The sequence below is a fragment of the Hominisplanchenecus murintestinalis genome (assembly GCF_943193015.1).
GTDB lineage: Bacteria > Bacillota > Clostridia > Lachnospirales > Lachnospiraceae > Hominisplanchenecus_A > Hominisplanchenecus_A murintestinalis.
In genome coordinates, this window is record NZ_CALPCM010000075.1 from 1 (window position 1) to 7,280 (window position 7,280).

Here is a 7,280-nt window from a genome sequence, read left to right on the forward strand (position 1 = left end):
ACGAGGTTGATAGGGCAGGGGTGGAAGTGCAGCAATGCATGGAGCTGACTGCTACTAATAGGTCGAAGGCTTGACCAGAATACTTGATGAATGCAAGCCTGGGGGCGCAGCATGAATCTTAGTAGTCTGGTTGTTCGAAGGAGCAGAGCGACTTCAAACTTCTGTTAAAGAAGCGGAAGGAAACGACCAGAAGAAAAGAGATCAAGTCAAGATGGTTTTCCGGTTGAAATGTCTTAAAGAATATGTTATACTGTATGTGGTTTTGAGGGTGCATACCCTTGGAAAAATGGCCCAGTGGCTCAGTTGGTTAGAGCGTCGCCCTGTCACGGCGAAGGTCGTCGGTTCGAGTCCGATCTGGGTCGTTCATATCGAAAGATATGAGACAATTTAATAGATATGGGATCTTAGCTCAGCTGGGAGAGCATCTGCCTTACAAGCAGAGGGTCATAGGTTCGAGCCCTATAGGTCCCATTTAGTACTACAATGTGCCGATGTGGCTCAATTGGCAGAGCAGCTGATTTGTAATCAGCAGGTTATCGGTTCGAGTCCGATCATCGGCTTAGTACTAGAAATATGGATGGATTCCCGAGTGGCCAAAGGGGACAGACTGTAAATCTGCTGCAAATTGCTTCGGTGGTTCGAATCCACCTCCATCCATTTGGATCATTGATTCATTGAAAATTTTATAATTAGCGCGGGGTGGAGCAGTCTGGAAGCTCGTCGGGCTCATAACCCGAAGGTCGTAGGTTCAAATCCTGCCCCCGCAATTTATGCCTGGTTAGCTCAGTTGGTAGAGCAGAGGACTGAAAATCCTCGTGTCTCTGGTTCGATTCCGGAACCAGGCATTTTGTGGGATATTAGCTCAGTTGGTAGAGCACTTGACTTTTAATCAAGTTGTCCGGGGTTCGAATCCCCGATGTCTCACTAAAAAGTCCAGTAAATAAGCGGGTTTCAAGAAGAAAAGCACTCTCGTGTTGAGGGTGCTTTTTCCGTGTTGACTAACATTTGACTAACAAATCTTTGATTTTACCGGGTGCAAAAGGCTTTCCAGTGTGTTTGCTGCTTTTTCATCCATGCTCTGGAGCTGGTGGCTGTATATGTTCATGGTGGTGCTGGTCTGGGCATGTCCAAGCCGGCCGGACACGGTACGGATATCCACGTTCTGGCTGATTAACAGCGTCGCTGATGTATGTCGTAACCCGTGCAGTGGGATATCCGGGAGCAGTTCTGCATCACTGGCCATTTGGTTATGCCTGTGTATAACGTCCTTAAATACGCTGTAAGGTGTGGATGGGTACATCTGCTTCCCGTCTGCCTGGATGAACACGTAGTTATTGCCCTTCCAGTAGCTTCCAAGGGACAGACGGAGCCTGTATTGCTCCCTCTGGTAATTCCGAACCAGCATCATCACGCTCTCGGGTACCGATACGGTACGGGAGGAGGTTTTGTTTTTAGGTGCTTTTGTGAAGGGTTTCCCGTCCACAAGCCCGGTGCTCTTTGTAATGCTTACCGTGCAGCGGTTAAAGTCGAAATCAGCCCATGTAAGGGCTACTAATTCACCACGGCGCAGGCCGCAGAACAGGGCCAGGTGGAAGAATACTTTATGCTGTGTATGTATGCGTCCCGCTGCCAGTGCAGCGTCTACAGCAGCCAGGAACAAGCCAGTTTCCTCAAGCGTGAAAAACTGTATGCTGTCCGCATCCCGTCTCTGCTTCGGTGGGCTGACGCGCTCACATAGGTTCTCTAATACTACGTTCCATTTGACGGCGGTGTTTAAGATGCTGCTGATAAGGGCGTGTACCCTCTTAATTGTGGTGGGGGAATAACCGCCCTCCCTGCCGTCCTTGCGTTCCAGTAGCATGGCGTTATAGAGTTTGTTTAAGTGCGCTGGTTGTATGCGTGCAAGCTTTAAGTTCCCTATGGCCGGGATAATATGCACGCGTAGCAGCTTCTTGTAAATGTCTATGGTTGTCGGTTCTAAGTGCTGCAGCGCATAGTCTGAAAGCCAGGTGTCCGAAAACGCCTGGAACGTTATCTTTTCTCCGTCCAGGAACTTCCCGGACTTTACCTTCTCTTCAAATTCGAACACAAACTTCTCAAGTGCCTTCTGGTTCTGCTTCTCTGTCCTCTTCGGGTCTGGCGTGAAAGTCGCCGTCTCCACAATCTGGGAGCCGTCTATCCGTCTTCCGTTGCTTACTGTGATTTGGTACGAGTTCCCCCGTTTTCTGATAGATGCCATATCCTACCTCTCTTTCTTCCTGTACCGGGGGCGGCGTGGGAAGGTGCAGAAAGTTTGATTTGACAAATGCGTTTACGATGTTCTATAATATGCTTAACAAGACAGCCGGAAGGTGAGTGCACGTCACCCGTCCCGGCGAGACTTTGAACTAAAAATAGCCGTTAGCTTACCAGGGCAGGACGGCTATTTTTTATGTGTATAATTCAGAACGGCGATGATTACGTTAACTGCTGTCAAGATAATCATAAATTCCTCGTATGTACTCATAAACACCACCCCTTTCCGCAAGACTCGGAACGGGTGGGAGCACGTCCCCCGGCTATCCGGTTAAGCATATTATGTTTTCAATGTTCTAAGGCCGTGTTTGCAGCCTTTCATTTAAAGATAAGCAGGTTTAAAGGTATAAGCTGGCCAGATACTAAGTTTTACTAAGGCTGTGTTTTGCGGCCTTTTTCCCAAAAATGGGAAAAACCAAGTAGTTTTTTCCTCGGTTAGATACTCAGGGGCATTTTGGCCCGGAGTTTAGCGTCGCGTTTCACGACGTTATTTCAGGGACATTTTTCCCTCAGTTCCATAATTTACGCATCCGGCATCCGTTCCCTGGGACGTCCGTACCCCAAAGTACGGAGGTGGTTTATGCTTTGTCCGAAAAACGGACAAAGCACTGAAGCCAATTTTGGATTCAATGCAGCGGGCAACGGAGCCAGGTTTGGACTCGTTGGCACGAAACCTATTTTTTAGGTTTTGCATGGATGTGATGGGCGCCCCAATTCAGGGCATCCCCCAGCCGTCCGAAAAACGGACACCTGCAAAACATCAGTTTGAGCGTCCGAAAAACGGACGAAGCGCAGCAGCGGGCTACTCTGGCTTGTCCTCTTTGCGGTATTCTGGTATCTTGGTTAGCAGTTCCATCTGTTCTATAGCTTTGTCCTGACCTGATATATTCATGGAGTCATACGCCGCTAAAAGGCTCTTTTTTTTCTCCAAGGCTTTAATAACGGCATCTGTTCTGTCACGTGCTGAAATGCCCTCGACAGATATGTTTAACTTCTTTAATTCATCTATCAACTCTTTTTTTATAAGCTCCCCAGCTTTCAGGGGGAGTGTCGGTTTTAAATCATTGATGCTTACCCCTAAGGCTACAGCTATTTTTTGGAGTGTTTCTATTTTGGGTTCATATTTATTCTGTTCGTAGCCCTGAATAGTGGCAATGGAAAGCCCGGTTTTTTCGGCTAATTGATTTTGGGTTAAACCACTTTTTTTGCGATACATTCTTATTTTTTTTGCAGTTTCCATACCCTCACCTCGCTTTTTATGACTATAGAATATCATAGAATGATGCTACTTGTAAATACAAAACTATTTATCTGTTGTTGACAAATGGTTTTGTATTTGATATTATAGAAAATAAGAAATAGGAAACTATTTATTTTGTACAGGCAATCGCCACAAGCCCACATTCAGCCAGTTCTTGGCACGGGTACAGAGGAAACTAATGGACAAGCATACAGAGAAAGGAGTTGGTAACGTGAAGCTGGACAGAGAGAAAATCAACCTTGTCATGGCAAGGAAGAAAATGTCAGTTATGGGGCTAGCAGAAGCCTACGGCGTGAGCCGTGCAAGGCTGAATGTAATCTTAAACAGCAGGAAAGTCACACCGATATGCGCTGGCCGTGTAGCTGACGCTCTCGGCGTAGACGTAACAGAAATCATCGAATAACCCACCAGGGGCGGCGTGGGAAGAGGTAGAAAGGGGATGTATTAATGGTTTGTCCTACAATGGTGACACTTAACGAAGCATCAGCGCAGTCAGGGCTTAGCTATGACTATCTGCGTAAGCTTTGTTTGCAGAAGAAAATAGTATACGTAAGAGCCGGGTGTAAATACCTGGTGAACCTGGAGAAGCTGGTGGAATATCTGAACCGTGGAGAGAAAGAGGACACATGACGGTTCAGGAGGAATTGCGGTACATACTGGCAGAGGTCAAGGCGTGGAGATGGACGCCGGAGCTGTTCGGGCGCGTCAACAACCTTCTGGACTATGCAGATGTTTTCAACATCTTGCGGAAAGAGCTGACACCGGAAGAGTATGCGCAATTCGATTTGGAGTATTGCAGCCATTACAGGCCGCAGGACAGGGAACTGATAAAATGGCTAAGAGAGGAGCAAAGAAAGGAGGATGCGGAAAAATGGAAAACAATGAGCCGCAGGGACTTACAGAAGCTAACAGACGAACAGCTCTTGAACTTATTGCTCAAGCTCAACGAAGAGAAAAAGCTGTGAAGGGTTCAGGCGGTAAAAAAGACGGAAAACAGAAGCTTTCTCTGGTTTGTCTTGAGAATGTCGAAGAGGAGGAAGTTAGCTGGCTGTACTGTCCGTATGTGCCACGTGGGAAACTGACTTTGTGCGCTGCATATCCGGGTACAGGTAAGACATACCTTCTTTGCTACATGGCAGCGTGCGTATCCACGGGGAGGAGCTTTTTCAACCTCATACCGTTTGGGAATGAGCCGGAAAAGGTTATTTACCTGACGGCAGAGGACGGAATCGGGGACACAATCAAGAAGCGGCTGAGGATTTGTGGTGCTGATATGAAGAATATCTATACAGTGACGGAAAACAAGTCCCAGCTTCTGTTTAACAGCCCGGAAATAGAGGAATACATGAAGGACGCCAAGCCCGCCCTAATGATTTTTGACCCATTTCAGGCGTACATTGGTAGCGATGTGGATATGAACGCACCGAATAAGACGCGGGAACAGATGGGACATATCGTAGAACTTGCGCAGAAATACGATGTAGCGGTCGTAATTATCTGCCATTTTAACAAAAATGGTAAAGGAGACGCAATAACGAGGATTTTAGGTTCTACGGATATCATGGGCTCATGCCGGAGCTATATAGCCCTCGGCAATGTTCCAGGCGAAGATGATACAAAGTTCATGTCGCATGAAAAGTCCAGTCTTGAGAAAAAGGGGAAAACGATTCTGTTTGAGATAGACCCCGACAGGGGCGGTATAGTCTATATGGGTGAAAATTTGCTGTCGATGGACGATTATACAGCTATCAGGAACAAGAGGAGAGCCAAGGCAGCACCAGCGATAGAAGGCGCAAAAGAATTCTTAGTAAACAACATGCCGGAGGGACGGCGGCTTGCTCAGGAGCTTATGAACCTGGCGAAAGCGAACAGGATTTCTGACGCATCACTACAGAGGGCGAAACAGGAACTTGGAATTATCAGCCAGAAAACAAATTCTTTCCCGTCTCGTGCAATATGGGTATTACCAGGACACGAGGAACGAGAGCCAGAAACGAAACAAGAAGAGTTATCCCTATAGATAAACTTCTAAATGTGATTAGTGTGCAAAAAACCTTATAAAATCAATGTTTTTACACACTCGTCAAAGTGAGTAAGTGTGGAATGTGAGCATACCATACACAATGCACACTTGTTCAGATTGATAAGTGTGGACAAGCCCAGTAAAATCAAGGGTTTTACACATATTCGTCAGAATAATCCGTTTATCTATAGGACACGAAAGGAGAATGAATCATGAGCAAATACACCGATATAGCAAAGGAGTTCTGCGAGCTGGCAGGAATGGGAGACAACAGTTCAGAGAACGCCTGGAAAATGATGCAGCTTTCCCGGCTTGACCGGATTGTGGATGCATTGGAGGGTATTAACGATAACCTGAGCTGCATCAACGACAACCTGGAGAGCATGGAGAAGAACTTAGACAACTGTATAGCACCGTATGAAAGACAGAGCTTCTTGTGTGTCACAGGGAACGTAACTACTGACTAAAAAAACAGCCCCGCCAGAGTAGCCGCTCTGATAGGGGCAAGTAACCCAGAAAACCGTTACAAAAAAAGTATTAGGGTATGGGGAGATTATAACATTTCCCCTGCCCTCTGTAAAGAAAGTAGAGGAAATTATCTTGGATTGGTATTTGCAGTTCCTTAGAGAAGAAGGAGCAGGACTATATGAAGGGTACAAGTACCCAAACTTGATTGAAGTACAGAAACAAAGCTGTCTGTATGTTGGATATTTCGCAAACGTAACAAATGAATTGGTACTGGCGGCATTCCGGGGCGAGGAAGAATTGACCGCTGATGAAATACGGAGAGTGGCACGTTATAACGGCATCCCTTATTCGGTGCTGACCTGCCCGAAAGTGATTATGCTTGATATGAGCAGGAGAAGGCATAGAAAGATGGTTGCAGAGGTAGACAATTTATTCATCCGGCTAAAGTGCATGGCAAGGGAGGGCAATCAGAAAGCAGAAAAATATTTGGAATGGGCTGACCGGGAAAATCAGAAGTTCCTTAAAGCGGCGCATATCAATAAACTTTCATACATTCACTATTTGGGAGCGAAAAGGCAGCTATCTGATTATATTCTTTTTGCAAGACCTAAACCCACGAAAAGGGGAATTCTGCCCGGAAAAGCGGTGCGGCATGACTTGGAGGAAAACGCTTTTTAGACTTCTTTGGAAATGCAGTGCTGATGATGAATGGTTTCTTTATCGGATTTATATTTCACTCCGTGATTATCTTGCGGAAAAGGAAGAAAGAGAAAGCGGGGTGAAAGCATCACGGAAGCAGGAAGGGGGTGAGCGGGCATGAGCGAAGCGGAAATGCGTGAAGAGATTCAAAAAATGCTGGCAGAAGCAGACAGAGCTACACTGGATGAATTGCGGGTATTTATAGAATATTACTTAGGGGGGCAGGATGAGCGTTAAAATCACGATATCGTACGAGAAGCCGGAGGAGCTAAGGTCTGCTCTCCGGCAGCTCTCCCCGGTAATAAAGCGGTGTAAGTTCCCAAAAGGGCAGCAGGGGAAGTACAAAAAAGCCTATGTACTGCTGAAAGATGACGTTGCAAGCGAACGTCCGCAAAACGACGAAATGCAACGTTCGCTTGCAACAGCCACAAAGCAAGACGAATAGTGCAACGTGGAAGTTAGTGTATAATTATCATTGGCAACAATAAGAATTATTCTTGAAAAAAGGGAAGAAGAGAAATTCCCTGCTTCCCA

At 46.4% G+C, this 7,280-nt stretch carries 9 protein-coding genes, 7 tRNA genes and 1 rRNA gene; 15 read left to right on the forward strand and 2 right to left on the reverse strand.

The window, feature by feature from the left end; translation table 11 throughout:
• From NFR99_RS14310 to NFR99_RS14345, 8 genes are all read left to right on the forward strand, one after another.
• Window positions 1-78: ribosomal RNA gene (locus NFR99_RS14310) — 23S ribosomal RNA — on the forward strand; the annotation flags it as partial.
• 210 nt (window positions 79-288) lie between these two features.
• Window positions 289-362, forward strand: a tRNA-Asp gene (locus NFR99_RS14315).
• A gap of 36 nt (window positions 363-398) precedes the next feature.
• Window positions 399-471: transfer RNA gene (locus tag NFR99_RS14320), tRNA-Val, on the forward strand.
• Between the two features lie 16 nt (window positions 472-487).
• Window positions 488-560, forward strand: a tRNA-Thr gene (locus NFR99_RS14325).
• Window positions 561-575: 15 nt separating this feature from the next.
• Window positions 576-657 (forward strand) — tRNA-Tyr (locus tag NFR99_RS14330).
• A gap of 36 nt (window positions 658-693) precedes the next feature.
• Window positions 694-767 (forward strand) — tRNA-Met (locus tag NFR99_RS14335).
• 5 nt (window positions 768-772) lie between these two features.
• Window positions 773-845, forward strand: a tRNA-Phe gene (locus NFR99_RS14340).
• Window positions 846-851: 6 nt separating this feature from the next.
• A tRNA-Lys gene (locus tag NFR99_RS14345) sits at window positions 852-924 on the forward strand.
• Window positions 925-1,009: 85 nt separating this feature from the next.
• On the opposite strand, the gene NFR99_RS14350 is transcribed toward NFR99_RS14345, so the two are convergent.
• Together NFR99_RS14350 and NFR99_RS14355 are read right to left on the reverse strand one after the other, a co-directional pair.
• The gene (locus tag NFR99_RS14350) at window positions 1,010-2,239 is read right to left on the reverse strand and encodes a tyrosine-type recombinase/integrase (protein WP_251353986.1); all 1,230 of its coding nucleotides are present in this window, start codon (window positions 2,237-2,239) and stop codon (window positions 1,010-1,012) included.
• A gap of 858 nt (window positions 2,240-3,097) precedes the next feature.
• Window positions 3,098-3,535, reverse strand: a complete 438-nt coding sequence (locus NFR99_RS14355) for a helix-turn-helix domain-containing protein (RefSeq protein WP_135976914.1) — start codon at window positions 3,533-3,535, stop codon at window positions 3,098-3,100.
• Window positions 3,536-3,734: 199 nt separating this feature from the next.
• Between NFR99_RS14355 and NFR99_RS14360 the strand changes: the two genes are divergently transcribed.
• The 7 genes from NFR99_RS14360 (at window position 3,735) to NFR99_RS14390 (ending at window position 7,191) form a co-directional block, all read left to right on the forward strand.
• A complete protein-coding gene (locus NFR99_RS14360; protein ID WP_251353987.1) occupies window positions 3,735-3,959 on the forward strand; it encodes a helix-turn-helix domain-containing protein in 225 nt (74 codons plus the stop codon).
• Between the two features lie 44 nt (window positions 3,960-4,003).
• Window positions 4,004-4,186, forward strand: coding sequence for a MerR family transcriptional regulator (locus NFR99_RS14365; RefSeq protein ID WP_120486992.1), 183 nt, complete (start codon window positions 4,004-4,006; stop codon window positions 4,184-4,186).
• Window positions 4,183-4,521 carry a hypothetical protein gene (locus tag NFR99_RS14370; protein WP_168354851.1) on the forward strand — a complete coding sequence of 113 codons (339 nt, stop codon included), beginning with the start codon at window positions 4,183-4,185 and terminating at the stop codon, window positions 4,519-4,521. Before NFR99_RS14365 ends, NFR99_RS14370 begins: the two co-directional genes overlap by 4 nt.
• Window positions 4,518-5,576, forward strand: a complete 1,059-nt coding sequence (locus NFR99_RS14375; RefSeq protein ID WP_251353988.1) for an AAA family ATPase — start codon at window positions 4,518-4,520, stop codon at window positions 5,574-5,576. The genes NFR99_RS14370 and NFR99_RS14375 overlap by 4 nt, the downstream gene beginning before the upstream one ends.
• A 215-nt stretch (window positions 5,577-5,791) precedes the next feature.
• Window positions 5,792-6,046, forward strand: a complete 255-nt coding sequence (locus tag NFR99_RS14380) for a hypothetical protein (protein WP_135976916.1) — start codon at window positions 5,792-5,794, stop codon at window positions 6,044-6,046.
• A gap of 133 nt (window positions 6,047-6,179) precedes the next feature.
• Window positions 6,180-6,725 carry a hypothetical protein gene (locus NFR99_RS14385; RefSeq protein WP_135976917.1) on the forward strand — a complete coding sequence of 182 codons (546 nt, stop codon included), beginning with the start codon at window positions 6,180-6,182 and terminating at the stop codon, window positions 6,723-6,725.
• A gap of 247 nt (window positions 6,726-6,972) precedes the next feature.
• Entirely contained in the window at window positions 6,973-7,191 is a 219-nt protein-coding gene (locus tag NFR99_RS14390; protein ID WP_251353989.1) for a hypothetical protein, read from the forward strand.
• Window positions 7,192-7,280: the final 89 nt, after the last annotated feature.